The organism is Porticoccus sp. W117 (assembly GCF_030341905.1).
GTDB lineage: Bacteria > Pseudomonadota > Gammaproteobacteria > Pseudomonadales > Porticoccaceae > SCSIO-12696.
Map to the genome: position 1 here is coordinate 1 of NZ_JATAAF010000028.1, position 25,506 is coordinate 25,506.

The following is a 25,506-nucleotide window of genomic DNA, read 5'->3' on the forward strand; positions in this document are numbered from 1 at the left end:
CCTGAAAATATTGAGCAGGCTACCGTCATGGTGGAAGAATCTGTTGAGTTATACAATAAACGGCGGCCGCATATGGCTCTAAAATACAAAACGCCCGATGAAGTCCATCGGGCGTTTTTAACCTGAAATAGTGTCAACCTATATCAGGACAAGACACAGCAATGATTTCCCGATGAGGAATCAGTGCCCCGAACGCCACTGCAACATGGTTTGCAACAGCTGACGCAACAGCGCCTGCAAAACTGCGGCTTTCTCCGGCAGATAAGCATTGCTGTCATCTTCCGCCATATAGGCACTTTGCGCCAATTCCATCTGTACAGCATGCACACCATTATCCGGCTGACCGTAATGGCGGGTGATATAGCCCCCCACAAAGCGGCCATTGGCCACCCACTGAAACTGGCTCTGGCCTGCCAACACCGACTCGAGTTTTTCGCTCAGTTCCGAGTCACAACTCTCACCCCGTGCGGTGCCTAAATTTAAGGTCGGCAATTCTCCCTCAAAAAGCCGTGGCACATGGGAGCGTATGGAATGGGCATCGTAGAGCAGGCAGAAACCGTGCTCGGTTTTGACCCGTTCAATCTCAGCCGCCAGAGCGTAGTGGTAGGGCTGCCAATAAGCGGCAATTCGTTGGGGCAGTTCAGTGTCGGTAAACTCCTTGCCCGCTAAATAAAGTGGCTCGTCCTCAAAAGTAATCACTGGGCACGTGCCGGTGGTGGCTTGGCCGGGATAGAGGCTCTCGCCACTCGCCGGGCGATTCAAATCCACCACGTAGCGGCTGTAGTTGGCTTTGATAACCGTAGCACCCAACTCCTTAACAAAGTCGTAGAGCTGGGGAATATGCCAGTCGGTATCTTTCAGGCTTTTGGCCACTGGCGTCATACGCTCCGCCAGTTCGGCGGGCAGTTCCAGGCCGGAGTGGGGCATGGAGATGATTAGCGGCGACGTGCCGCGGATGAGTTCGTAAATGGGTGTCATTGGTGCTCCGATTGTCAAAGGGAGACGGGAGATGAGAGATGTGAGACGGAGAGCACCGATCCAACTACGGAGTGGTTCGTCTCCCGTCTCTCGTCTCACATCTCCCCGAGAAGGCGTTAGCCTTCGAGACTCACCCCTCTAAGTACGCCCCAATCCTGTCACCAAACACATCGGCTTCAATCAACTCCCTCACCGCATCAATGTCAGGCTTGAAGTAACGATCCTGATCCCACTCCGCGGCCACATTGCGAATTTCGCTGTGGAAGTGTTCCAGCTGTTCATTGGATTTCAGTGGGCGGCGCAGGCTGATGCCTTGGGCGGCACACAGCAGTTCAATGGCAACGATATTGCGCACGTTTTCGTTCATGGTACCCAAACGGCGACCGGCGTAGGTGGCCATGGACACATGATCTTCCTGGTTGGCAGAAGTGGGCAGGCTGTCTACCGACGCCGGGTGGGCGTGGGATTTGTTCTCACTGGCCAGCGCCGCGGCAGTCACGTGGGCGATCATAAAACCAGAGTTCAAGCCGGCATCCTTTACCAGGAACGGCGGTAACTGACTCATGGCGGCATCGATCAGCATAGCCACCCGGCGCTCTGACAAAGCACCAATTTCGGCGATAGCAATGGCCAGATTGTCGGCGGCCATGGCCACCGGCTCGGCGTGGAAGTTACCGCCAGAAATCACCCCCACTTCCTCGTTAAACACCAGCGGGTTATCGGTAACGCCGTTGGCTTCGGTCACCAAAGTGGTGGTGGCGTAACGCATCTGGTCAAGAATCGCTCCCATCACCTGAGGCTGGCAACGCAGGCAGTACGGATCCTGAACCTTGGCGCAATCGCTGTGGGATTGATTGATTTCGCTATCGGTCAACAGCTCGCGATACATGCGCGCCGCTTCAATTTGCCCCGGCTGGCCGCGCACCATGTGGATTTCGTGAACATGAGGGGAACGAGCACTAAGGCTGGCCTCAGTACTCATGGCACCGGCGGTAACCGCCGCGTTGAAGTTCACCTCAGCCTCGAACAGGCCTTTTAACGCCAGCGCCGTAGACGTCTGAGTACCATTCATCAACGCCAGCCCTTCTTTCGCCGCCAGCTCGATGGGGGCCAGACCCGCTTTGGTCAATGCATCGCGGGAGGCCATCACTTCGCCACCCCAAATCACTTCGCCCTCGCCAATCAGCGGCATGCTCATATGGGCCAGCGGCGCCAGGTCGCCGGAAGCACCAACCGACCCTTGACTGGGAATAGCGGGCACCATGCCGGCGTTGATCATATTGATCATCAGCTCAATCACTTCCCGGCGAATACCGGAAAAGCCACGCATCAGCGAGCCAATTTTCATCACCGTCATCAGCCGCGCGGTGTTTTCGCAGAGATTTTCGCCAACACCTGTAGCGTGGGACAACACCAGATTGCGCTGCAACGTGCCCAGCTGGTCGCGGTCGATGGTAGTCTGCGCCAGGCGGCCAAAACCGGTGTTGATGCCATACACCGTTTCACCACTGTCGATGGTATCGATGACCCGTTGGCGGGATTTTTCGACAATACCCCAGCGGCTGTCGTCCACCACGATAGTGGTTTTGTGGCGAAAGATATTGCGCAGGTCGGAAAGGGTCAGCTCTCCGGGGTTAAGGTTTAGTTCAAAAGACATATTGCTACCTTTTTACGTGATTATTGTCATCCTGAGCGGCGCAGCCGCGTGAGGATCTCACAAGTTTCAGTATCTGAGATCCTCACGTCGCCTTTCTTTATGGAAAGGCTCCTCAGGATGACGAGTTCAGTTCAACAACCGCAGCTTTAAATTCTTCTTCAATCCGCGGCTCAAAAATATGTACGCCATCGGCAACCACTTGATTGCCGCCAACAAAAACATCTTTCACCGGGTTGTCGTCGCAGCCGAAAATCCAGCTATCCAGCAGGTCATCACCGCTGCGCCCAACCAAACGGGGGTGATCACTATCCAGCACCACCAGATCGGCCCGGCAACCCACTTCAAGTTTGCCAATATTGCGACCGCAGGCCTGTGCACCACCTGCAAGAGCACCGTCAAACAGAGTGCGACCAGTGCTGGCCCCCGCTTCTGCGGCCAGAACATTGCGACCATTGGTAGTAAGGCGCTGGGCGTATTCCAGCCAACGTAATTCTTCTGCCGGGTTGATGCTGACCTGGCTGTCGGAGCCGATGCCAAATACGCCCGCCTGCTGCAAATAGCTTGCTGTTGGGAAAATGCCATCACCCAAATTGGCTTCTGTGGTGGGGCAGATACCGGCAACCGCGCCGCTGTTGGCCAAAGTGGTAATTTCCTGATCAGTGAGGTGAGTGGCGTGAATAAGACACCAGCGCTGATCCACAGCAAAGTTCTCCAGCAACCACTCCACCGGGCGCTTGCCACTCCATTCCAGACAGGCTTCCACTTCCGGAATCTGCTCGGCGATATGGATATGCACTGGCCCTGTCGAAAAAGAAGCCAATACATGATTTAACAGTTCAGGCGTTACCGCGCGCAGGGAATGCGGCGCAATACCCACTACGGCATTGCTGTCTTCAGCAACTGCTTTTTGCAGTTCATCGACAATTTCCAAAAATCCATCTGCATCATTGAGAAAACGTTTTTGCCCCGGCACCGGCGCCTGACCACCAAACCCGGCATAGCGATACAGAACGGGCAGCAAGGTGATGCCTATACCCGCATCGCGCGCTGCCTGCAGGCAGCGCAAGGTCATCTCGGCGCGATTGGCGTAGGGGTTGCCATTCTGGTCGTGGTGAAGGTACTGAAACTCCGCCACATTGGTGTAACCGAACTTGAGCATTTCCACATACAGCTGCGCCGCCACTGCTTGCAATTGTTGTGGCTGCATCTTGCCCAGGTAGGCGTACATGGCTTCCCGCCAGGTCCAGAAGCTGTCTTGCGACTGCCCTGCCTTTTCCGCCAAACCCACCATGGCCCGTTGGTGGGCGTGGGAGTGCAGGTTGGGCATACCCGGCAACACGGCACCCTGCAGTTGTGGTGCAGCAGAATTAGTCACACCTGTACGCACAGCCGCGATATCACCGCTTTCAGCGATATCGATTTCAACATCGCTGGCCCAGCCATTGGGCAACAACGCAGATTTGGCAAACAGGGTTCTCATAAACAAAGAGCTTTCATAAAAATTTACACGGCCGGGATTGAATCTCAAGGGCGGGCAGTATAGCATGCACCATACATGTATATACAACTAGATTTTTGTAATGACTGACTCAGCCACTGACAACCGCTGGAACCACCTGTGGATTAACGCCCGCATCGCGACTATGTCCCTCAATGGGAGCCAAGGCGGCAGTGCCTATGGCATGATCGAACACGGCGCCATTGCCACTCAGGGCGACCGCATCGTATGGGCTGGCAACATGTCAGACTTGCCCGGCGAGCCGGCAGCACTGGCGGAGGAAGTAACCGATTGCAATGGCCAGTTGGTGACACCCGGCCTAATCGATTGCCACACCCACCTGGTGTACGGCGGCGATCGCTCCGCTGAATTTGAGATGCGCCTGAACGGTGCCAGCTACGAAGAAATTGCCCGCGCCGGTGGCGGTATTGTCTCCACCGTCAAAGCCACCCGCGCCGCCAGCGAAGATGAGCTCTATGAGCACGCCCTGCCCCGCCTTAAACGCCTGATGGCCGATGGCGTAACCACCGTGGAAATCAAATCCGGCTACGGCCTGGCGCTGGAACACGAAGCCAAACAACTGCGGGTGGCTCGCAAACTGGGCAACGATTTTTCAGTTTCCGTAAAGACCACTTTTCTCGGCGCACATGCCCTGCCTCCTGAGTATCAGGATCGTAGCGACGACTATATCGATATGGTGTGCAACGAGATGCTGCCCGTTATTCACGCCGAGGGGTTGGCGGATTGCGTGGATGCCTTTTGCGAAGGCATTGGCTTTTCCGTGGCGCAAACCGAACGGGTCTTTGAAGCGGCAAAAAAACACAGCCTGCCAGTGAAACTGCACGCCGAACAACTTTCTGACCTGGGCGGTTCCGGACTGGCGGCCCGGTACAACGCCCTGTCCGCCGACCACCTGGAATACCTGAACAGCGACGATATCGCCGCCATGAAAGCCAGCGGTACTGTTGCGGTTGTTTTACCCGGTGCCTTCTACTGCCTGCGGGAAACCAAACTGCCACCCATCCAGGCATTGCGCGACGCCGGTGTGCCCATCGCCCTGGCTACCGATTGCAACCCCGGTTCGTCTCCGGTAGTGTCGCTGCTGCTAATGCTCAGCATGGGCTGCACCCTGTTCCATATGACGCCGGAAGAAACTCTTGCCGGCGTTACCCGCAATGCCGCAAAAGCGCTTGGCATCATTGATGAAGTGGGCACTCTGGAAGTGGGCAAGCGCGCCGACCTGGTGCTGTGGCGGGCAAAAAATCCGGCACAACTGAGTTACCTGGTGGCCGATCTGCCCTGCCAGAAAGTTTTGTTTGCCGGTCAACCGAGGGCAGCACAATGAGCCAGCAATCAACCAACCTGAAAGCTCTGCCCCGCAACAGCGCAGTGCCCCTGTACCAGCAGATTCAGGATTCCATCATTCACAAAATCCGCTCCGGCGAATGGGCCAAAGGCGAGAAGGTGCCGTCGGAAAATACCCTGGTGGAAGACCTGGGCGTCAGCCGCATGACTATCAATCGGGCGCTGCGGGAGCTGACCCAACAAGGCTATCTGGAGCGGGTACACGGCGTTGGCACCTTTGTGGCGGAGCCGCCGCGCCACGCCAGCCTGATTGAAATTCAGGACATCGCCGACGAAATTCGCGCCCAGGGCAAAGTACACCGCGCCGACCTGTGGCACCTGCAGGCGGAACAGGCGCTGGGCGAAGTGGCTCAGCGCATGGAAGTAACTGTGGGCACCACCCTGTTCCATATCGTGATGCTGCACTTTCAAAACGACGTGCCCATTCAACTGGAAGACCGCTGGGTAAACCCGCAACTGGCACCGGAATTTTTGACCACCGACTTCTCAACCATCACGCCCACTCAATACCTCATGGAACTCTACCGCCCGGACGAAATGGAGCACATCGTGCGCGCCGTTATGCCGGTCGAAGAGCTGCGGGAAATGCTCGCCATCCCGGTTGGCGAACCCTGCCTGCGCCTGAGCCGCCGCACCTGGAAAAACGCTGCCGTGGTGACGTTGGCGGACTTTACTTATCCGAGTACGAGGTATGACCTGGGGGCGAGGTACGCGACGAATAATTGATTTTCGGAGTGAATTTGCTGATTCGGAGCAGGGTCGCACGTCTGACGTCGCACGTCGCACGCTAAACCCAACGAGTATTAGCTGAACTCCTGAGGGCACGGGTTATTTTGTGCTCCGAATTGCCCGGGCTTTGCTTGCATCAATCGAAGCCCTGCACTGCCTTTAGCGTGCGACGTCAGACGTGCGACGTGCGACCGCTTAGCAACTACACCACTGTTTAACGTTTAGCACCAAGAGAGATCACCGACATGACCAACACCATCGGCACCCGCCACGACCCAAGCCGCAACATCGCCTCCCCCACCGGCACTGAACTGACCTGCAAAAGCTGGCTCACCGAAGCGCCCTTCCGCATGCTGCAAAACAACCTGCACCCGGATGTGGCAGAGCGCCCGGAAGACCTGGTGGTATACGGCGGCATTGGCCGCGCGGCGCGCAACTGGGAGTGCTACGACAAAATTATCGAGGCGCTGAAAGAGCTGAATGACGACGAATCCCTGCTGGTGCAATCCGGCAAGCCGGTTGGCGTTTTCAAGACTCACAAAGACGCCCCCCGCGTGCTGATCGCCAACTCCAACCTGGTACCGGAGTGGGCCAACTGGGAGCACTTTAACGAGCTGGATCGCAAAGGCCTGATGATGTACGGCCAGATGACCGCCGGCTCCTGGATCTACATTGGCTCCCAGGGCATTGTGCAAGGCACCTACGAAACCTTCGTGGAAGCCGGTCGCCAGCACTTCGATGGCAACACCAAAGGCAAGTGGATTCTTACCGGCGGCCTCGGCGGTATGGGCGGCGCCCAACCACTGGCCGGTGCCATGGCCGGTTACTGCATGATCGCTGTTGAGTGCGACGAAACCCGCATCGACTTTCGCCTGCGCACCCGCTACATCGACAAAAAAGCCTACAGTCTGGACGAAGCCATGGAGATGCTTAACGACGCATTGGCCAAAGGCGAAGCCATCTCCATCGGCCTGCTGGGCAATGCCGCGGAAGTATTTCCTGAAATGGTAAAACGCGGCATCAAGCCGGATCTGGTGACCGACCAGACCTCCGCCCACGACCCTGTTAACGGCTACCTGCCCATCGGCTGGACCGTAGCCGAGTGGCGCGAGCGCGCCCACAGCCACCCGGAAATGGTGGCCGCGGAAGCGCGCAAATCCATGGCGGTGCAAGTGCAGGCCATGCTGGATTTCTGCAACGCCGGCATCCCCACCGTGGACTACGGCAACAACATCCGCCAGGAAGCCTATAACGAAGGCATCAAAGACGCCTTTGACTTCCCCGGCTTTGTGCCCGCCTACATCCGCCCGCTGTTCTGCCGTGGCGTCGGCCCGTTCCGCTGGGCGGCCCTGTCCGGCGACCCGGAAGATATCTACAAAACCGACCAGAAGGTGAAAGAAATCATCGCCGACGACCCGCATCTGCACAACTGGCTGGACATGGCTCGCGAGCGCATCGAATTCCAGGGCCTGCCGGCGCGCATCTGCTGGGTGGGCCTGGGCCTGCGCCACAAGCTGGGTCTGGCGTTTAACGACATGGTGAAAAACGGCGAGCTGAAAGCACCGGTAGTGATTGGCCGCGACCACCTGGATTCCGGCTCCGTATCCAGCCCCAACCGGGAAACCGAAAGCATGATGGATGGCTCCGACGCGGTATCCGACTGGCCGCTGCTCAACGCCATGCTCAACGTCGCCGGTGGCGCCACCTGGGTATCCCTGCACCACGGCGGCGGCGTCGGCATGGGTTACTCACAGCACTCCGGTGTGGTGATTTGCTGCGACGGCACTGACGAAGCGGCGGCGCGTATTGAGCGCGTGCTGTGGAACGACCCAGCGACTGGTGTTATGCGTCACGCGGATGCTGGCTACGACATTGCCAAGCAGTGTGCCAAAGAGCATGGGTTGAATTTGCCGGCGATTGAGCTAGGTTAACCCCCCAACCCGTCATTGCGAGCCGCGTAGCGGCGTGGCAATCTCCACCAGCTCACTGCCAGCCTGATGGAGATTGCCGCGCTGCGCTCGCGATGACGCAACATTAACCTATTCAATTAAAGCCAACCCAAAGACTATAAAACATTACATAATGTCAAATATGCTTGACTTTATATCAATCTAGTCTTACTTTTTGAAGCACAGACTACAAAAAGAGGCTTAACCCATGACCCCATTAAAGAAAGCTCCCAGTTCTTGGGAAAGCACAGTAAAAAAGAACGCAACTCGCTTGATGTACTGGACTGCAACCTGGGTTGTGACCTGTGCACTACTGAGCTTTGGCCCCAAGCTCATTTGGAATTTCAATACCTTGCTATCCACCCTGGCAGTAGCTCTTAATTTAGGTATTGGCGTAGTGATGATACTTGCGCAGGTAAAATATCTGAGAGGAGCAGACGAGATGGAGCGGAAAATTTTCCTCGATGCTTCAGCCATAACACTGGGTGTTTTGTTAATCTGCAGCTCCAGTTACCAGGCGTTGAAAACCGCACAACTGATTTCCTTTGAGCCTCTAATAGGGCCACTGTTGTGTCTAATGGGAGTCACATTTTCGATTTGTATATTAGTAGGCTCTCGGAGATACCGATGAAAAATCGTCTAAAGGTTCTTCGTGCTGAAAAAGACTGGACTCAAGCCGACTTGGCCGAACAGCTATCCGTTTCTCGACAAACAATTAACGCCATCGAAAAAGGTAAATTTGATCCTAGCTTACCGCTGGCATTCAAGACAGCTCGGCTATTTGAATTGGCTATCGAAGATATCTTTAGTGATGAAGTCGAGTCCTGATAGAACACAAGATTAACTTCTTCAATTTTTCTCTCTTCTCGATGCTACAATCGCCGCCTTTGCAAACCGATTGGAAGTAAACCATGTCCACCCGTACGGACGACCTGCGCATTCGTCACAGCCAGCCTCTGCTGGCACCAGCTATTCTCAGCAATGAATTACCTCTGTCTGCCAACAGCGCTCAACTGATTGCCAAGTCGCGCACCACCATCGAAAACATTCTCAGTGGCAAAGACAAACGCCTGCTGGTGATGGTTGGCCCCTGCTCAATTCACGACCCGGCGGCGGCTATGGATTACGCTCGCCAGCTTAAAGCGGCCTCTGAACAATACAGTGACAAGCTGTTTATTGTGCTGCGGGTGTATTTTGAAAAACCCCGCACCGTAGTGGGCTGGAAAGGGCTGATCAACGACCCGGATCTGGACGGCAGTTTTCAGATCAACAAAGGGCTGAAAATCGCCCGTCAGTTGTTGCTGGATGTGGCGGAGTTGGGACTGCCCGCCGCCTCGGAATTTCTCGACACCACAATAGGACAATACTACGCCGACCTGGTGAGCTTTGCCGCCATCGGCGCCCGTACCGTGGAGAGCCAGGTGCACCGAGAGCTGGCATCCGGCCTGTCGATGCCAGTGGGTTTTAAAAACCGCACCGACGGCGATATGCAAGTGGCGGTGGACGCCATTCGTTCCGCCAGCCACCCGCACTGGTTCCCATCACTCACCAAAGAGGGCTCCCCCGCCATTCTGGCAACCAGTGGCAACCCGCACTGTTACATGATTTTGCGCGGCGGCAATGTCAGCGGCCCCAATTACGACGCAAAAGCCGTGAGCGACGCCAAGTCGGCTTTGCAAGCAGGCGGCTTAACCCCAAATCTGGTTATTGATTGCAGCCATGGCAACAGCCTCAAAAAACCTGAAAACCAACCGTTGGTGGCGGAAGCTATTGCCGAGCAAATGCAAAATGGTGAAAGCGCCATTCGCGGCGTTATGCTGGAAAGCCATTTAGTGGCCGGCAATCAAAAACAGGTGGATGGCCAGCCACTGATGTATGGCCAGAGTATCACCGACGGTTGTCTGTCGTTATCCGACACTCTGCCAGTTCTGGAAAAACTGGCAGCCGCTGTTCGCTGATGCTGTCGTTGCTCAAGCCCAAACCCGTTATCGACGACGCCAGTGTTGCCTGGCTGTTGGATTGCTTTCAGTGGGCTATTGAGCACTTCGACCGAAAGGCACTGCAGCAATGTAAGCTGGTGCTGCCCAGCAATGAATTTTTCCCCGACAGAGTCAACAGTGTGCACGGCATGGCGCAGGCGATTTTTAGCCGGGTAATCGGTTACGCCGGTTTAAGCCACTGGCCATTTACCCTGGTCAGCCCGGAGAATTTTATTGCCGCGCCAGTACCACAATTGTCACTGGATAGCAGTCAGCGAAACAACAGTGAAACAGGCACAGAAAGCGCACCCATGCGCCTGATTGTCAGCTACCAGCCCCAGCAAACCAAACAACCCCAGGCCATGGCCGCCGCTTTTGGCCACCTGGTGGCGCAACACCTGGTGTATCAGTCTGGGCAAACGCCGCCCGGCGGCAGTGACTATGTCGCCCAAGCTACCGAAGTGGTGGCGATTTTTATGGGCTTTGGCTTGCTGCTCACCAATTCCGCCTACCAGTTTCGCACCGGCTGTGGCAGCTGCTACGACCCGGCGGCCAACCGCAGCGCGGTGTTGTCGGAGCGGGAGTCGCTGGTAGGGTTGGCAATTTTCTGTCATGTAAAAGGCATCGATAACCGCCACCTTTTTCAACACCTGAAAAGCCACCTGAAAGGCACCTATAAACGGGCGCAAAAACAATTGCAGACTCACAGCAATCAGCTGACGCAACTGCAGCAATTGGTATCTGGAGATTAGCCCCGTGCGCACTTTTGTTCTGCGCGCCCGCGCCGCTCCCACCGACAGCGCCAAACTGCTGGCTGGTGTCGGCGGCGATGCCCACAGTGAAATTCTTGCCCACACTTTGATGAATGCCATTTTTGTGGCCCAGTCACACCGCGCCGATGTGGTGGTGCATTTGGTGTTGGAAAGCACTCGGGATTTTTCCCGCACCATTACCTTTGTCGCTGACCAATTGGAAAATATCGGTGGCTTTCACGAGCAAGCGTGGTTAAGCAAAATCGCCTCTGCGCTGGACGTATCCCGAGGTATGGGCAAAGAGCAGGAAAAAATCGTTGAACCAGGGATTGCCGTGCGCACACTCAGTTTTGAAAAACTGGTGCAGAGCTTGGCGGAAAATCATCAGCTTTACGTGATGGATAAAAAAGGCCAGGCAATCGGTGACACTGATTTTGGCGAGAACCCCTGCTTTTTACTGACCGACCATATCCCCATGCCGAAAAAAAGTTTCAACAGTCTGAAACGTTTGGGGGCGGAAAAAATCAGTTTAGGTAATACCATGCTATTTGCCTCCCAGTGTGTGGTGTTGATTCATCACCATCTGGATAGTCAAATTTAACAACTATTTACTACTCAAGGATTGATCGCCGGCTCCGTGTAAGAGCTGGCGGCAATCAAAAATAGGTGGACGGCCAAAGCATCACCGATGACAGTTTATCGCCCGCAGAGACACTGCCGGTCTTGGAGCGCCTGGCAATGGCAATTAATTAGCCTGCTTTACCGAGCTCAGAATTTTGGTGCATAGTATTGCCTAACCGCTTTTTCAGGACAGCATTTACCAGGAGGTACCATGCACCACACCCCCATACGTACGCACTCCCACTGTGCATTTCGCACCCTGTTTATGTTGGTCTTCGCGCTGTTAGCAACACCAACCCTGGCCGAAGACCTGAACTTCCATCCGCTGCCGGAGTGGGTGGTTGATAGGCCATTAAAACTGGATTCACTAAAGCCTGCGGCCGAACTTCAGATGGGCTTTGAGTTTGTCACCAATGAGCATCAGATTCGGCATTCCGCCGATAGCATGGCTTATTTTTCACGCAATGCGTTTGCCGCCCATACCATGGTGGCAGTCAACCAGCTGTCCAACATCAGCTTTGCCTATATTCCACAACACCAGACGTTCAAAGTGCACTACGTACGCGTTTACCGCAACGGCGAAGTGCTCGATATGCGTGACTCCATCCAGACGCGCTTTGTTCGTGAAGACACCACTACCCAGTCTCACCTGGATAACCTCGCCACCACCGTTGTACTGCTGGCGGGCAATATAAAAATGGGCGACGTTATCGATTATGCGGTAACCATTGAAGGCCAAGACCCCACCTACCACGGCTTGTACGAAGGCATCTATCACCAGATGGGTGCTGATATCAGCAACATTTATCGCCGTATCTTGGTGCCGAAAAAAGACAAGCTCCAGGTCAAACTGCACGCCGGTCATGAAGAACCCAAGGTTACAAAAACCGACAAAGGCCGTGAATACGTGTGGGATATCGACGACATTGAGCGCATTGAAATTGAACAGCGCACCCCCCAATGGTTTTCACCAGTGCCTCTGCTCGAATACACCAATCTGGACAATTGGCGCGCTGTTGCCCGCTGGGGAGTTAGTCGTTTCGATGTGCCAATGACGGATCCAAAAGTCGCTGAAATTGCCCAGCAAATCGCCGCCAGTGCCAGCTCCCAGGAAGAGCAAATTCGCCAGGCTTTGAATTACGTGCAGGCCAATGTGCGCTACCTGGGACCAGGCATTGGCCGCAATGGCCACCGGCCATTTGCACCGGCCATGACCTTGCAAAGGGGCTATGGTGACTGCAAAGATAAGGCGGTACTGCTACAGGCACTGCTCAAAGAACTAAAAATCGACGCCTGGCCGGCACTGGTAAATTCCGCTGGCCCCAAACTGCTGGACTTGCGCCTGCCTTCGGTATCGGCGTTTGACCACGCCATTGTGCATGTCAAGTCTGGCCGTAAAGAGTATTGGCTCGACCCAACCGCCCTGCCACAGCCCAACCGACCAGCATCTCTGGAGCCGGTGTTTTACTACAGTAAAGCGCTGGTACTGAATAAAAAAAGCCGCAAGCCGGTGGAAATTCCCAGCCCGGAACTAGGCGATAAAGGCTTTCACCGTCTCCATGAAATCAGTTTCGACCTGGGTAATATACCCCTCGCTGAAGCACAGATCGTCGACACAGAAGTATTCACCGGCATCAATGCAGACGCGGCTCGTTCAATACTGGCAAACTACGGCACCTACGAATTGAACAAGGAAACCTGGAATCACCTGAAAAGCCATTTCGACAAGTTGGAACAAACTTCGCCGGCCAGCTACCGGGACGCTCCCCAGGACAATCAGGTGATTATTGAATCCTCTTATCGCCTGCCGAAAGCATGGCAGTTTAACGAGGACGAAGGCAAATACCATTTCAAACACCACCCCTGCAAACTGCGCCAGGAATATCAGGTACCCCCCAAAGCCGAACGCCGCTACCCCTATCAGCTCAACCACCCTTTTACCATGGTGGAGCGACTGCGTTTTAAAGTGCCCCGTTCATTTGATATGAAGCCCCTGGAAAAAGAACTGGACACAACCCACTTTCACTTCACCACCAACTCCAGCTGGCAGGATGAGTATTACGTGCTGGAATATCGTATGGTTAGCAAAACCGACCATGTGCTACCGGAAGACTACCAACAATACCGGGAAGACATTGAGAAACTGCGCGAGCTGGCCAACTATTACCATCTGTACCTAGACGCCCCCGCCATAGATATCGAGGTCGAGATCGAGTTGCCTCAAGCCGAGCCACAGTAACCACCATGCGCACCTTTATCCTTCGCACCCACGCCGCACCCACCGACAGTGCCAAATTTCTGGTCTGTGTCGGTAGAGATACCCACAGTGAAATTCTCGCCCACACACTAATGATTGTTATTTTTTTGATCCAGTTGCACCATCGTTATACACCTGATAATGGAAAGTCTCCTGAGGCTTCCCTCACCATTAGATAATTTTTAACAATCATTTACAGCCTAACAGCTTGCCTGCACTCGGAGTATCTGTAGACTTTTGCCCACCCCAGCCATATCGCCAAGGAATTCGACATGCAAAAATTTGTTTACACTCTGTCCATCGTTCTGCTGTTATCCAGCCCTGTTTTCGCCCCCAACAGCTTTGCGGCTTTTCCCGATGAAGACAGCGTGGTTTCGAAAAACTTTAAGCAAGTTGGCCGTGCATTGCGCGGTATGCGCTCTGCAGAAACCGCAGAAGACGTGGCCAAAATTCTCAAAAAAGTAAAAAAATTCAGCAGTAAAAATCGCGACCTGATACCCACCATCATGGTAGAAGGTACGCCACAGGTGGGTGAGTATCAAAAAGGCATGGATGAGTTTTTAGCGCAAGTGGACAAAGCCCTGGCACTGGCGGAAGCCGGTGACAAAGACGGCGCCACGGCCATTGTGAAAAAATTCCGCGATATCAAAAAAGGTGCCCACGATCACTTTAATGTAGAGTGGCGCAAATAGTTTTTCAGAAATTTCCGCTGCGAAAATAGCCATGCCCGCCACCGCTAAATGGGACATTGTTGTCCGCGTTATTCACTGGTCGGTGGCGGCGCTGTTTCTGACCAATTATTTCTACACCGAGCCGGGCTACGATGCCCATATCAATATCGGTTGGATTATTCTCAGTCTTGTGGGCCTGCGTTTGCTGTGGGGTTTAACCTTCGCCAAAGGGCCCAACCACCTAAAAGATTTTCTACCTCGCCGCCGCACTGCTGGCGAGCATCTGCAACACATCAAACATCGCCAGCAACCCAACACCGTTGGCCACAACCCGTTTGGCGCCATTGCCATTTACCTGATGTGGCTGGGACTGGCCAGTGCCGCATTCACCGGTTGGCTACAGGACACAGATTGGGGCTTTGATAACGGCGTGGACATCTGGCATCGGCGTATCGTGCAATGGCTTTTCTATCTGGTGATTGTGCATGTGAGTGCGGTGGTGCTCACATCGCTGTGGCTACGGGTTAACCTGATACGCGCGATGGTGTTGGGGCGTTTTAAGGGCACTTCTAAAAATTGATTATGGCCTCTGCGCAACCTGACAAGCGTTATCGCAAGGCGGCTCGCGCAGGGCAAGGCTGGTTGTCCTTGGCAAGTGAGCCAACACAGCGATAACGTTTGTCAGGCCGCGCCCTTCGGGGCTTTCAGGCTGCTCTGCCCTCGGTGTTGCGCCTTCTTGACAGGCAGTCAGCATGCCTGCGAAGCCGCGCCTTGATGGCAGAGCAGCCTGAAAGCCAGAGGCCGCAAGCAATTATTAGAAGTGCCCTAAAGACGGTGGCTAAAGCCGCGACTTAAACCTGGGGCTTAAACCTGGGACAAGGGAAAAGCCATAACAGCCTCGATACTTTGCTCACCGAGCAATTGCATCAATAACCGATCCACTCCCAGAGCGACACCGGCACATTCCGGCATACCACTTTGCATTGCCGCCAGTAACTTCCCATCGGCCTCAATCTCTGCCTTGCCCGCAGTGCGACGCTGCTGACGATCGTCTTCAAATCGCCGCGCCTGTTCTTTAGGGCAAGTCAGCTCCCAGTAACCATTGGCCAACTCCATACCATTGAGAAAGGCTTCAAAGCGGCGCGCCACTGGCTGGCCATTATTGTCTGGTTGGATACGAGCCAGCGCCGCCTGACACTGCGGGTAGTCATACACCAGCACCAACCCATCGGGCAGTTTTGGCTCGATAGCAAAACTGAAAATGGCATCCAGGCAGGTGGAGCGGGGTTCATTGAAGGCTGGGTTGCCTGTCACTTCTCCGGCCAGAGTTTGGAGATTTTGCAAGGCAACGGTATGGGGATTAAGCCCTGTGTGCTGAAGAAACAATTCCCCATAACTGAATTTATGCAGCGGCAGAGAATCCGGTAGTAGATGGCGTAGCAATTCCGCCACTTCTTCCATCAAGCGATGTTCATCCCACCCCACCCGGTACCATTCCAGCAAGGTAAATTCCGGGTTGTGGCGCGAACCGGCTTCACCATCCCGAAAGGCTTTGCCAAGGCAATAAATATCGCCACTGCCTGCCGCCAGCAGCCGCTTCATAAAATATTCGGGGGAGGACTGCAGAAAGAACTCGCCGCCATTGCATTGAGCAGCGATGGAATCGATATGCAGGTCGGTAACCCCGGTGACACCTAACACAGGCACATCTACTTCAAAGGCGTTGCGCTGATGGAAAAACTGGCGAATCTGCGCCAACAGATGGGCGCGGGCGCGTAGGGTTTCGGTGGATGCGGAAGGCTGCCAGTTCATTAGAAATGCGTCATCCTGAGCGCAGCGAAGGATCTTTTCCCTTGCCGCAAACGTCGAGGTTCTTCGCTGCGCTCAGAATGACAGATAACCACCATACTGCTCGCAGCTCGAAACCCGCTGCTCGTAGCCGATTTTATTCAGTCCGCTTTAGCGCGGCCTTGATATTCGCCGGTACGAGTATCGACTTTAACCACCTCACCAATATTCAAAAACAATGGCACTTTTACCACCGCACCGGTGCTAAGGGTGGCGGGTTTGTTGCCGCCCTGGGCGGTATCACCACGCAGGCCGGGGTCGGTTTCAACAATTTCCAGCTCGACGTGGTTGGGGGGCGTAACAGACAGTGGCGCGCCGTTGTACAGGGTGACAATGCAGGTGTCCTGCTCTTTCAACCACTGGGCAGCATCGCCCACGGCTTTTTCGTCCGCCTGGTGCTGTTCGAAGGTATTGGGCTCCATAAAGTGCCACATTTCACCGTCGTTATAGAGATACTGCATGTCTGTATCCATCACGTCGGCGCCTTCCAGCTGTTCGCCAGATTTAAAGGTGCGTTCCCACACTCGACCAGATTTCAGGTTGCGCAGTTTTACCCGGTTGAATGCCTGCCCCTTGCCGGGTTTGACGAATTCGTTTTCCACGATGGAACAGGGATCGCCGTCCAACATTACTTTCAGACCGCTGCGGAATTCGTTGGTAGAATAGTTTGCCATTGTTGCCTCTATGTACTGGTCATTCAAAAGCCGCCTATGATACCTCGAACTCAGCTTGTATTGGAGCCCACTCCCTGGCAACAGGAGCTATCCAATTGCATCGCCGACCCGGAACAACTGTTCGCTCTGCTGCAATTGCCTCATGAGCAACTGGACGCAGCCCGCGCCGCCTGCCGGGATTTTCCCCTGCGAGTGCCCCACCCCTACCTGAAGCGCATCGCCAAAGGCGATCTGGACGACCCTCTGTTAAAACAAATACTGCCCCTGGGCGATGAGTTGATCGCCGCACCCGGCTACAACACTGACCCCGTGGGCGAAAGCCAAACCAATCCAGCACCGGGGTTGATTCACAAATACCGGGGTCGGGTTTTGCTGATTGTCAGCCCCGCCTGTGCCATCAACTGCCGCTACTGCTTTCGCCGCCACTTTCCCTACCAAGACAATAAGCCGAGCCGGGCGCAGTGGCAGCAGGCGCTGGATTACATCGCTGGCGATAGCACAATAGACGAAGTCATCTACAGCGGCGGCGACCCGTTGGCGGCGTCCGATCGCCAGTTGGCCTGGCTCACGGAGCAAGTTGCTGCCATCCCCCACATCCAGCGCCTTCGAGTTCACACCCGTCTGCCAGTGGTGATTCCCCAGCGAGTCACCTCGGAATGCCTGGATTGGCTGACCAACCATCGTCTGCAGCCGGTGGTGGTGATTCACAGCAACCACGGCAACGAAATAGACAGCGCAGTAGCCAGCGCCATGGCCCGTTTGAAAGAAGCAGGCGTCACCTTGCTGAACCAAGCGGTTCTGCTGGGTGGCATCAACGATAACAGCGACACCCTTGCCGACCTCAGCCAACGCCTGTTCGAGGTAGGCGTACTGCCCTACTACTTGCACGTACTGGATAAAGTGCAAGGCGCCGCCCATTTTGCGGTTTCAGAGGAACGCGCCCGGCAACTGGCCGCCGAATTGCTGACTCGCCTGCCCGGCTATCTGGTGCCCAAGCTGGTGCGCGAAGATGCCGGTTGCCTGTCAAAAACGCCACTACAACCACTGTTATAACTATTTCTTTTAGTAAGTGCCCATAGCAGTCACTAACCGCTATACTGGGGTCTGCACTCTCTATCGCACTTTTCACTCGCAACAAGGAGCGCGCGTTTGGATACGTCCCAACACGATGAACAACTGATCGCCTTGTGTCGGCGCCTGTCCGGCCCGTCGCAATCGCTCGATCACCTCTCCCTGTGCGACCACAACCCGGACATTATGGCGTTGTTTATGGAACGCCTCGGCGCTGACGATCCGGCGCGTATCAGCAATACGCTCTACAGCCTGGTGAAAGAACTGTCGTCACTCAATGTACCGGCGCTGCAAAAGCTGGCCCTGCTCAATCAGGTTTACCCGTTGGTATTGCAATGCGCTGAAGCCCTCAGCCGGGTGCGCCTGACACCCAAAACCGCGCAAACCATCGCCACCTCCCAGGCATTACTAAAACACTTGGCTGCGGGCTTTCGCACGGTGGTGGCCGGTATCGGCCAGGAAGAAATTTCACCCCTGCCACAACAACAATTGGTACAGGCCATCGCTCACACCATGGAAGTGTCTGGCCTTATGTACCTGCGCTCCCTGCAATTCTATCTGGCCACGCCACGGCATTTCTGGGCGGATGTACATTTGCTGTATCGCATTGCCGAGCACTGCGGCATACCGCGTCACAAACACGGCCACCAAAGCGATGGCCAGAGCCTCAGCATTCGCTGTGACTACGTGCGCCTGCTGCTGATTGCCTGCTGCAACCCGGCGCAATTTCCCGCCAGCGATCTGCAGCGGCTGTTTAAAGGGCTACCTTTGTGGGTGGATACCGCGCGCCTGACAGACAACGACGGCACCAGCCTGTTTGTGGTGGACAGCGATGCCGACCTGCCACCCTATTACCGCTCACAGCTGGAGTCCGACAAACAGTCTGGCGTACGCGCGCTCAATCTGGAGCGCCTGGTCAACTATCTGGAAGGCAAGCTCTATAACAACCCGGACGCTGCCCTGGTGGACAACTTTGCCCGCCATCTGGTCACCAACCTGTGTCAATCCTGGAGTGCGGAAAGCTCTCGTCAATCGGAGCGCAGCAGCGAAAACGACATTCAGGTCGAGCTGGTGTATGGGTTGTCTTACAGCCACAAAGCCCTGGCTGAAACCAACTTCGAGCAGTTTTTACGCACCATCAGCTCCATGCAGGAACCCTCGAAAGACAAGTTCCAGCTGCAGGAAGTGGACAACTCCCCCGGCAAACGGATAGCGCCACGGGATGGCGATGTGTGGCGCAATGCACCGGACGTGGCGCGACAAAAAAACGAGGCAACCCCCTCTGCCAAAGCCATGAGCCTGTCCGGAGCAGCCAGTGGCGAGCAAAGCAGTGAGCGCGACAATCTGTATCCCCAGCTGGTCAACCGAAGTGCTCAGGGCGCTTGCCTGGAATTCCCCCGCGGCCAGCACCCCAAGGTATTGCCTGGCGAGGTGGTGTGCTGCCGTTATCAAGCAAACGAACCCTGGCAACTGGGCCTGATTCGCTGGAAGCGCATAACCCCGCACCTGCAAATGCAGCTGGGGGTTGAGCTGTTAACCATGAAGCCCCACCCCAGAGCAGCGCGCATCCTCCGTGAGAACAAAGCGGCCGGCCCCTATTTGCCAGCGCTGTTGCTCACGTCCAACGAAGGCGTGATGCAACCGCCCCAGGTACTGCTGCCGGTGATGCCATTCAAGCAGGGCGACCGGGTACACTTGCTTGGGGGCAAGCGCGGTGCGGTAGCCACTCTGTCGGTACCCATTGACGCTACCAGTCATGTGAGTCGCTTTACCCTGGAAAATACCGGGCGTCAGGAATAAAGAGACCCACAAAGTGACCGATAATAACTATTCCCAACCCGTAACCGATTAAGCTGTAAGTTATGCAACCACAAGACACCACTTTGAAAACCCTGTTTATCCACGACCATGTGGAAGAAGCAGACCGGCTCGCCAGCCTGCTGCGCAACGCCGGCTACAAGGTGTCACCGAAACACGTGGAAGCGGAAGCGGACCTGCCGCAACTGTTGCAAAACAACCACTGGGATTTGATCCTCGCCCAGTACGAGTGCACCACCCTGAGCATGCAGGCAATCTTCCACAACACCCGCCGCCTCAACCGCGATATTCCGGTGATCACCATCACTGAAAATCCGGATGGCAAACGCGTTGAAGGGCTGCGCCTGGGAGCCTCCGACGTGGTGGGCGTAGACGACGACCAGCACTTGCTGCTGGTGGTGTCGCGGGCGCTTTACAACCTGGGGCAGCGGCGCCGCCTGCGCCACTGGAAGCGCCGCTATTCCGAGGCGGAAACCCGCTGCCTGCAGCTGCTGGATAACTCCCGGGATGCCATTGCCGTTATCAAGGAAGGCACCTACATCTACAGCAACGACAGCTATGCCCAGTTGTTCGGGTATATGGACCGGGACGAAATGTTGTGCCTGCCAGTGATCGACACCATCGCTCCACAGGATCAGGAGCAAATCAAAGCCCTGCTGAAAACCCAATACAGCGATGAGACCTGGGAGAGCAGCGAACGGTACTTTCAGGGCATGCGCAGCGACGATCTGCCCATCGACCTCACCGTGGCGGTATCGCAAATCGAATACGAAGATGAAGCGGCACTGCAGTTCTGCATCAATCACAACTTCTTTGCCGCTGGCGGCCAACAGCAGCCGCTTCACGGTACCCATACAGCGGCGGCAGCGCCCGCACCAGTGCCCCAGCAAGAAGCCGGTGGCGGCAGCGGCTTTACCGAAATTCGCCTGCACAAACTGATCGAGCACATCAATGGCGCCATTCGCCGCGCCGCACAGATGAGCAAAGATTCCCTGCTGATGCTGATCAAACTGGATCAGTTCGAGAATCTGCGCGCAGAAAATGGCATCAAACTCACCGAAGACCTGCTCCATCGGGTGGCAGAACTGGTGGAAGTGCACACCCCGGATCAGCACAGCCTGAGCCGCTTCCAGGAAGACAGCTTTGTGATGCTGCTGCCAGACACCGACGCCGACAACGGCCTGCGACTGGCGGATAACCTCTGCGGTCAATTGGCCCAGGAAATTATCGCCATCGAGCAACAGACCTTTGCCGCCACCCTGAGCATTGGCCTGACAGTGATTTCGGAAACCGTGACCACGGTAGAAAGCGCTATTGGCCGCTGTGTGGATGCCATCGGCAAGCTGCGCGATGAGCAAGGCGGTGGCCAGCTGGGCAACGGCGCCCGCCTCTACGAGTTGGAATTCTCCCCCTCCATTGAAGAAATCGGCGCCAATACCGAAACCATGGGTCGCCGCCTGCTGGGCAACGACCAGTACGAGCTGCTGTTCCAGCCCATTATTGGCCTACAGGGTGTAAATCTGCCCATCTATGAAGTGCTGATTCACATCAAGCCGGAAGCCAACCCCAAAGACTACCCGGTGGACTTTATTGCCCAGATATTCAAAACCGACGCCGGCGCCGATATCGACCGCTGGGTGATTCGCCAGGCGTTGATCGAACTGAAAGAAAAACTGCACACCACACCGGATGCCCGCCTGTTTATCAACATCAGTCGCGCCAGCTTTTGCGATCCAAATTTCAGTAGCTGGATAAAAGACACCATTGAACAGACTGCCATCCCCACCAACGCGTTGATCTTCCAGCTGCGGGAACTGGATATCAGCCGTTATCTCAACCAGGCCACTGAAGTGTGCCAGAGCTTGAGAGAGCTGGGCAGCCAGGTGTCCCTGTCCCATTTTGGGCTGTCTCTGGATCCGATGACCATGTTGGAGCGTCTGTCCGTGGACTACGTCAAACTGGACCGGATGCTGGTGGACAAAGCCCAGGAAGGCGACTCTGGCCAAGAAGCGATCGAGGAAGTCATCAACCGCCTGCGAGCCAGCGACGAATGCATCATCGTGCCCTTTATTGAAAACCCCACCATGATGCCCACCCTGTGGAAAATGGGGGTTCACTATATTCAGGGGCATTACCTGCAAGCGCCGCAGCCGCATATGAATTACGACTTTAGTGGGGATCAGTGATTCTCGGTTGCGGGTTACGAGTTGCGGGCGGCGAGCAGCCCTGGCGTAATTGTCACCCTGAGCGTAAGGACACTACTTTCAGACACCCCAAAAAAACCGTCATTCCCGCGAAAGCGGGAATCCAGAAACCACAATACTTCAAGGCTTTAGTACCATAACAACGATGGATCCCCGCCTACGCGGGGATGACGATCTTCTTAATGCTCGTCGCCCGCAGCACGCAGCCGAGTCCTTGTCTATACTCACAACTACACCTTTAAACGGAAAACCAGACCATGAAACCAATCTGTCGCCTGCTGGCGGCGGCATTGCTGTTTTTGCCGTCTGCCTGCAGTCAGGAATCATCCCAAGGTAACGGAACAGCTGCCCCCGCCCAAAGTACCCAATCCGCCGCACAAGATGCCGCCTTACTCTACGAGGGTTTTGGCAACTTCCAGCGCGCCATCACCACCGCCTCGCCAGAGTGCCAGCGCTGGTTCAACCAGGGCATGCAACTGCTGTACGGTTTTAACCACGACGAAGCCATACGCTCATTTACCATGGCGGCGCAGCACGACCCAAGCCACCCCATGCCTCACTGGGGGGTGGCCTATGCACACGGCATTAATATCAATGACCCGGAGATGACTGAGCAACGCTCCCACGCTGCGCGTACTGCCGCCGACTCGGCCATGGCGAGAATCGACAACGGCTCCCCCGTTGAGCAGACCCTGGTGCGCGCCGTAGACAAACGTTACGCCTTACCCATCCCTGAAAGCCGCACTCATCTCGACCAGGCCTACGCCGACGCCATGGGCCGCGCCCATCGCCAGTATCCAGACGATACCGATCTCGGTGCACTGTACGCCGAATCATTGATGAACCTGCAACCCTGGGACTACTGGGATAAAGACGGCAACCCCAAAGGGCGCATTGAAGAAATTGTCAGCACACTGGAAGGCGTGTTGGCCAAAGACCCCAACCACCCCGGCGCCAACCATTTCTACATTCACGCCGTGGAAGCATCCAACAACCCGGATCGCGCAGTGCCTGCCGCCGACACATTGACAGGCTTGGTTCCCGGCTCCGGCCACCTGGTGCATATGCCATCCCACATCTACATTCGCGTGGGTCGCTACGGCGATGCAGTGGATTCCAACAGCGCCGCAGTAAGCGCCGACCGCGCCTACTTCCAGCGCTCACCAGAACCGCAGATGTACGCCATCTACTACGCTCACAACCTGCACTTTCTCGCCTATGCGGCGATGATGTCTGGACGCTATGAAGACGCCATTACCGCCGCTCGTGCCCTGGAAGCAGAGATGCCGGAAGCCCCGCTGAGGGAATTCGCCGGGCTTATAGAAGGCATTATGCCCACCACCTTCCACGTGCTGGTGCGCTTCGGTAAATGGGAGCAGATTCTCAATGAGCCGGACTACGCCGAGTTTCGCCTAGTAAGCCGCGCCGTGCGGCGCTACGCCCGCTCCATCGCCTACTCAGCCCTGGGGCAAACCAGTCAGGCACGGGAAGAAATGGCCGCATTCCTCGCAGCGGCAGAGCGCATCCCCGAGGAGTGGTATATCTTCAATAACCAGGTATCCACTGTGATGCCCATCGCCAAAGCCATGATTGAGGGCGAACTGCTGTTCCGCGAAGGTGAACGAGAGCAAGCCTACGCCCTACTGCGCCAAGGCATCGCCGCCGAAGATGCCCTGGTATACGACGAGCCACCGGGCTGGATGCTGCCAGTGCGCCACGCACTGGGAGCGCTGTTGATGGCAGACGGTCGCTTCGAAGAAGCGGAACAAGTGTATCGAGACGACCTGAACCGCAACCGCAGCAACGGCTGGGCACTACTGGGGCTGCGTCAGGCACTGGCAGCCCAGATGAAAGAAGCGGAAGCCAATGACGTAGGCAAACGCTTCGATCTGGCCTGGGCAAAAGCGGACACCCACCCCAACTCCTCCTGTTACTGCGAACCGGGGACACCCCAGTAACGTCATCCTGAGGAGCGCCATTCCCGTCCCGTCATCCTGAGGAGCGCAACGACGCGAAGACAAATTGGCAGGAAAGACAATTTGGGCGTCGAAGACGGCCCGCAGGGCCGAGCACCATGGATGGTGCGAGTCAATCTCACAAATATCAGACTGCGAGACCCTCACGTCGCTGCGCTCCTCAGGGTGACAACGAAGGTAAATGCTTGGGTAAGATATTTCCTACAAAAAAATCAGATTTTTACCAATAGTTTCCCAAGGGCCAATATGGAATCATACCTACATCGCAGGAAGCGTCGGGACTAAAGGATAAACAACCGGGATGGTTGCGGGAAACGACAGGACGCCACCAGGGACGATTGTTAAGGACAACATTTTACCGAAACGGCCACCTAATCAGGTGGCCGTTTCTCTTTCTGGCGTTGTATGATTCTGAGCAATCAAGGACTCAGCAGCCCGGCAGGCCAATATGCTTTCTACCATTACCACCCTGTGCGTTGGTTTTTCTGTCGTTATGGCCGTGGTATTTTTATTGCTTTATCTGGCCTTTCTGAAAAACATCAATAAATCCTGGTTCGCAGTCTGCTCCGGTACTGGCCTGTTAACCACTTTGTGCGCGCTGCAACTGGCACACTTGGATTTCCTGGGCAACCAAACAGACTTGCTTGATTCGCAGTTTTATCGATTACTGACCTTTATTACACCGCCACTGTTCTATTACTTCAGTCGGGCGGTTATGTTCCCCAGCTCCCCGGTAAAACCTCTGCTGATATTGCATCTGCTGCCAGTGTCCCTGGTATTTTATCTGCCAAGAGAAATCGCTGTTCCACTGGCTTTCCTGATTGGTACCAGCTACTGCTGCTGGCTGTTTCACTTGATTTCCCGTTTGCGGGCTCACCGAAAACGCTATGCGGTTGAACTGTTTTTCTTCGGCTTTTTTTCAGTTCTGGCACTACTGGTATTGATTCTAGGATTTTCCAGTTCCTACATAGACAGCGCCTACTTCTACTATTTTTACGCCAACGGTATTGCCTTGGCATTCGTGCTTATTACCGCCTCTTTTATTATTTACCCGGACTTGGTTACAGAGCTGAATGAGGCAGTATCTCTCAGCTATTCAAAATCCACCCTGAACAATATTGACGTGGACACCACCCTGAAAAAGCTCAACCAGTTAATGGCCATCGACAAGATATATCAGAACGAAAATCTGAGCCTGTCTTTTTTGGCAGACACAATGGGCCTTTCAAATCACCAGCTATCAGAGCTGATTAATACTCGCCACGGCATGAGCTTTTCAAAATATATTCGCAGCCAGCGGGTTGAGGCGGCCAAAAAACTGCTGTTGGAAGACCCAAAGGCATCAATCCTTTCGATCAGCATGGAGTTGGGCTTTCGCTCCCAATCTAATTTTTACAGCGCCTTTAAGGAAATCACTGGCCAATCTCCCGGTAGCTTTCGGCAATGCGCTGAAAGCTGA

At 55.3% G+C, this 25,506-nt stretch carries 21 protein-coding genes; 16 read left to right on the top strand and 5 right to left on the bottom strand.

Annotated features, from left to right (window positions below; genetic code table 11):
• A partial coding sequence (locus tag QSV34_RS13830) for an integrase core domain-containing protein (RefSeq protein WP_289152576.1) occupies window positions 1–126 on the top strand: 126 nt, incomplete at its 5' end.
• A 54-nt stretch (window positions 127–180) separates the two neighbouring features.
• Here QSV34_RS13830 and hutG read toward each other — a convergent pair.
• The 3 genes from hutG to QSV34_RS13845 all read right to left on the bottom strand — a co-directional run bounded on the left by hutG (window position 181) and on the right by QSV34_RS13845 (window position 4,115).
• Window positions 181–978 carry an N-formylglutamate deformylase gene (gene hutG / locus QSV34_RS13835; RefSeq protein ID WP_289155656.1) on the bottom strand — a complete coding sequence of 266 codons (798 nt, stop codon included), beginning with the start codon at window positions 976–978 and terminating at the stop codon, window positions 181–183.
• A gap of 130 nt (window positions 979–1,108) precedes the next feature.
• Entirely contained in the window at window positions 1,109–2,635 is a 1,527-nt protein-coding gene (gene hutH, locus QSV34_RS13840) for a histidine ammonia-lyase (protein WP_289155657.1), read from the bottom strand.
• Between the two features lie 112 nt (window positions 2,636–2,747).
• The gene (locus QSV34_RS13845; RefSeq protein ID WP_289155658.1) at window positions 2,748–4,115 is read right to left on the bottom strand and encodes a formimidoylglutamate deiminase; all 1,368 of its coding nucleotides are present in this window, start codon (window positions 4,113–4,115) and stop codon (window positions 2,748–2,750) included.
• A gap of 100 nt (window positions 4,116–4,215) precedes the next feature.
• Between QSV34_RS13845 and hutI the strand changes: the two genes are divergently transcribed.
• The 10 genes from hutI (at window position 4,216) to QSV34_RS13895 (ending at window position 15,036) form a co-directional block, all read left to right on the top strand.
• Window positions 4,216–5,478 carry an imidazolonepropionase gene (gene hutI / locus QSV34_RS13850; protein WP_289155659.1) on the top strand — a complete coding sequence of 421 codons (1,263 nt, stop codon included), beginning with the start codon at window positions 4,216–4,218 and terminating at the stop codon, window positions 5,476–5,478.
• Window positions 5,475–6,224, top strand: coding sequence for a histidine utilization transcriptional repressor HutC (gene hutC, locus QSV34_RS13855; RefSeq protein WP_289155660.1), 750 nt, complete (start codon window positions 5,475–5,477; stop codon window positions 6,222–6,224). The genes hutI and hutC overlap by 4 nt, the downstream gene beginning before the upstream one ends.
• A gap of 248 nt (window positions 6,225–6,472) precedes the next feature.
• Window positions 6,473–8,158, top strand: coding sequence for a urocanate hydratase (hutU, locus tag QSV34_RS13860; RefSeq protein ID WP_289155665.1), 1,686 nt, complete (start codon window positions 6,473–6,475; stop codon window positions 8,156–8,158).
• A 645-nt stretch (window positions 8,159–8,803) separates the two neighbouring features.
• Window positions 8,804–9,004, top strand: a complete 201-nt coding sequence (locus tag QSV34_RS13865; RefSeq protein ID WP_289155669.1) for a helix-turn-helix transcriptional regulator — start codon at window positions 8,804–8,806, stop codon at window positions 9,002–9,004.
• 83 nt (window positions 9,005–9,087) lie between these two features.
• The gene (locus QSV34_RS13870; RefSeq protein ID WP_289155671.1) at window positions 9,088–10,134 is read left to right on the top strand and encodes a 3-deoxy-7-phosphoheptulonate synthase; all 1,047 of its coding nucleotides are present in this window, start codon (window positions 9,088–9,090) and stop codon (window positions 10,132–10,134) included.
• Entirely contained in the window at window positions 10,134–10,907 is a 774-nt protein-coding gene (locus QSV34_RS13875; RefSeq protein WP_289155673.1) for a hypothetical protein, read from the top strand. Before QSV34_RS13870 ends, QSV34_RS13875 begins: the two co-directional genes overlap by 1 nt.
• A gap of 4 nt (window positions 10,908–10,911) precedes the next feature.
• Window positions 10,912–11,508 (top strand): tRNA (pseudouridine(54)-N(1))-methyltransferase TrmY, encoded by a 597-nt coding sequence (gene trmY / locus QSV34_RS13880; protein WP_289155674.1) that lies wholly within the window; start codon window positions 10,912–10,914, stop codon window positions 11,506–11,508.
• A 231-nt stretch (window positions 11,509–11,739) separates the two neighbouring features.
• Window positions 11,740–13,767 (top strand): DUF3857 domain-containing transglutaminase family protein, encoded by a 2,028-nt coding sequence (locus tag QSV34_RS13885; RefSeq protein WP_289155675.1) that lies wholly within the window; start codon window positions 11,740–11,742, stop codon window positions 13,765–13,767.
• Window positions 13,768–14,057: 290 nt separating this feature from the next.
• The gene (locus QSV34_RS13890) at window positions 14,058–14,477 is read left to right on the top strand and encodes a cytochrome b562 (RefSeq protein WP_289155676.1); all 420 of its coding nucleotides are present in this window, start codon (window positions 14,058–14,060) and stop codon (window positions 14,475–14,477) included.
• Window positions 14,478–14,508: 31 nt separating this feature from the next.
• On the top strand, window positions 14,509–15,036 hold the full coding sequence (locus QSV34_RS13895) for a cytochrome b/b6 domain-containing protein (RefSeq protein WP_289155678.1): 528 nt from the start codon (window positions 14,509–14,511) through the stop codon (window positions 15,034–15,036).
• A gap of 284 nt (window positions 15,037–15,320) precedes the next feature.
• Here QSV34_RS13895 and epmA read toward each other — a convergent pair whose 3' ends face one another.
• Together epmA and efp are read right to left on the bottom strand one after the other, a co-directional pair.
• The gene (gene epmA / locus QSV34_RS13900; protein WP_289155679.1) at window positions 15,321–16,268 is read right to left on the bottom strand and encodes an EF-P lysine aminoacylase EpmA; all 948 of its coding nucleotides are present in this window, start codon (window positions 16,266–16,268) and stop codon (window positions 15,321–15,323) included.
• Between the two features lie 137 nt (window positions 16,269–16,405).
• On the bottom strand, window positions 16,406–16,978 hold the full coding sequence (gene efp / locus QSV34_RS13905) for an elongation factor P (RefSeq protein ID WP_289155681.1): 573 nt from the start codon (window positions 16,976–16,978) through the stop codon (window positions 16,406–16,408).
• A gap of 36 nt (window positions 16,979–17,014) precedes the next feature.
• Between efp and epmB the strand changes: the two genes are divergently transcribed.
• The 5 genes from epmB to QSV34_RS13930 all read left to right on the top strand — a co-directional run bounded on the left by epmB (window position 17,015) and on the right by QSV34_RS13930 (window position 25,506).
• Window positions 17,015–18,031: an EF-P beta-lysylation protein EpmB gene (gene epmB, locus QSV34_RS13910; protein WP_289155683.1), complete on the top strand. Its 1,017-nt coding sequence runs from the start codon at window positions 17,015–17,017 to the stop codon at window positions 18,029–18,031.
• 96 nt (window positions 18,032–18,127) lie between these two features.
• Window positions 18,128–19,849 carry a cyclic-di-GMP receptor FimW-related protein gene (locus tag QSV34_RS13915; RefSeq protein WP_289155685.1) on the top strand — a complete coding sequence of 574 codons (1,722 nt, stop codon included), beginning with the start codon at window positions 18,128–18,130 and terminating at the stop codon, window positions 19,847–19,849.
• 62 nt (window positions 19,850–19,911) lie between these two features.
• Entirely contained in the window at window positions 19,912–22,053 is a 2,142-nt protein-coding gene (locus QSV34_RS13920; protein WP_289155687.1) for an EAL domain-containing protein, read from the top strand.
• Between the two features lie 275 nt (window positions 22,054–22,328).
• The gene (locus QSV34_RS13925) at window positions 22,329–24,029 is read left to right on the top strand and encodes a UDP-N-acetylglucosamine--peptide N-acetylglucosaminyltransferase SPINDLY family protein (RefSeq protein WP_289155689.1); all 1,701 of its coding nucleotides are present in this window, start codon (window positions 22,329–22,331) and stop codon (window positions 24,027–24,029) included.
• A gap of 466 nt (window positions 24,030–24,495) precedes the next feature.
• Window positions 24,496–25,506 carry an AraC family transcriptional regulator gene (locus QSV34_RS13930; RefSeq protein ID WP_289155691.1) on the top strand — a complete coding sequence of 337 codons (1,011 nt, stop codon included), beginning with the start codon at window positions 24,496–24,498 and terminating at the stop codon, window positions 25,504–25,506.

Bases quoted from the DNA above. Each gene is read 5' to 3' on its own strand.
- hutG (WP_289155656.1), bottom strand. From the start codon at position 978: ATGACACCCATTTACGAACTCATCCGCGGCACGTCGCCGCTAATCATC.
- hutH (WP_289155657.1), bottom strand. From the start codon at position 2,635: ATGTCTTTTGAACTAAACCTTAACCCCGGAGAGCTGACCCTTTCCGAC.
- QSV34_RS13845 (WP_289155658.1), bottom strand. From the start codon at position 4,115: ATGAGAACCCTGTTTGCCAAATCTGCGTTGTTGCCCAATGGCTGGGCC.
- hutI (WP_289155659.1), top strand. From the start codon at position 4,216: ATGACTGACTCAGCCACTGACAACCGCTGGAACCACCTGTGGATTAAC.
- hutC (WP_289155660.1), top strand. From the start codon at position 5,475: ATGAGCCAGCAATCAACCAACCTGAAAGCTCTGCCCCGCAACAGCGCA.
- hutU (WP_289155665.1), top strand. From the start codon at position 6,473: ATGACCAACACCATCGGCACCCGCCACGACCCAAGCCGCAACATCGCC.
- QSV34_RS13865 (WP_289155669.1), top strand. From the start codon at position 8,804: ATGAAAAATCGTCTAAAGGTTCTTCGTGCTGAAAAAGACTGGACTCAA.
- QSV34_RS13870 (WP_289155671.1), top strand. From the start codon at position 9,088: ATGTCCACCCGTACGGACGACCTGCGCATTCGTCACAGCCAGCCTCTG.
- QSV34_RS13875 (WP_289155673.1), top strand. From the start codon at position 10,134: ATGCTGTCGTTGCTCAAGCCCAAACCCGTTATCGACGACGCCAGTGTT.
- QSV34_RS13885 (WP_289155675.1), top strand. From the start codon at position 11,740: ATGCACCACACCCCCATACGTACGCACTCCCACTGTGCATTTCGCACC.
- QSV34_RS13890 (WP_289155676.1), top strand. From the start codon at position 14,058: ATGCAAAAATTTGTTTACACTCTGTCCATCGTTCTGCTGTTATCCAGC.
- QSV34_RS13895 (WP_289155678.1), top strand. From the start codon at position 14,509: ATGCCCGCCACCGCTAAATGGGACATTGTTGTCCGCGTTATTCACTGG.
- epmA (WP_289155679.1), bottom strand. From the start codon at position 16,268: ATGAACTGGCAGCCTTCCGCATCCACCGAAACCCTACGCGCCCGCGCC.
- efp (WP_289155681.1), bottom strand. From the start codon at position 16,978: ATGGCAAACTATTCTACCAACGAATTCCGCAGCGGTCTGAAAGTAATG.
- epmB (WP_289155683.1), top strand. From the start codon at position 17,015: ATGATACCTCGAACTCAGCTTGTATTGGAGCCCACTCCCTGGCAACAG.
- QSV34_RS13920 (WP_289155687.1), top strand. From the start codon at position 19,912: ATGCAACCACAAGACACCACTTTGAAAACCCTGTTTATCCACGACCAT.
- QSV34_RS13925 (WP_289155689.1), top strand. From the start codon at position 22,329: ATGAAACCAATCTGTCGCCTGCTGGCGGCGGCATTGCTGTTTTTGCCG.
- QSV34_RS13930 (WP_289155691.1), top strand. From the start codon at position 24,496: ATGCTTTCTACCATTACCACCCTGTGCGTTGGTTTTTCTGTCGTTATG.